The organism is Myxococcus sp. AM011 (genome assembly GCF_013372595.1).
Taxonomy (GTDB): domain Bacteria; phylum Myxococcota; class Myxococcia; order Myxococcales; family Myxococcaceae; genus Myxococcus; species Myxococcus eversor.
Window position 1 is genome coordinate 1 of sequence record NZ_JABXEM010000646.1, and the last position, 438, is coordinate 438.

1 protein-coding gene is annotated in these 438 nt (G+C 67.4%); it reads left to right on the forward strand.

The features are described 5' to 3' along the window. Positions 1–438, forward strand: a 438-nt coding sequence (locus tag HUW62_RS47825; protein WP_217912012.1) for a hypothetical protein, incomplete at both ends; no start/stop codon positions are given.

Here is a 438-nt window from a genome sequence, read left to right on the forward strand (position 1 = left end):
GTCTACAACCGCGAGTCCTCGCTGGGTGACGTGCAGATGCTGGGCGTCGGCGGCACCATCACCGCCAAGTCGCCCACCACCTTCGTCCAGGTGACGAGCGCGCTGAAGCGCATCATCGGCGACGCCGAGGTGGACAACTTCATCGAGGCGACGCACTCGGACACCACCGACCAGAAGGCGCTCCAGGTGGCCGGCAAGGCCAAGGCGGTGGGCCGCAAGTACGCCAACCTGCTCGTCAACGGCACCGGTGCCAATGACGAGTTCGAGGGCCTGCTGGGGCTGGTGAGCGCGGGCCAGACGCTGGTGGCCGGGCCGAACGGCGCCGACCTCTCCTTCGACTTGCTGGACCAGCTCCGGCAGAAGGTCACCGCGAAGGACGGGAAGCTCGACTTCTACATGATGCCGGGCCGCACCATCCGCTCCTACAAGGCGCTGCTG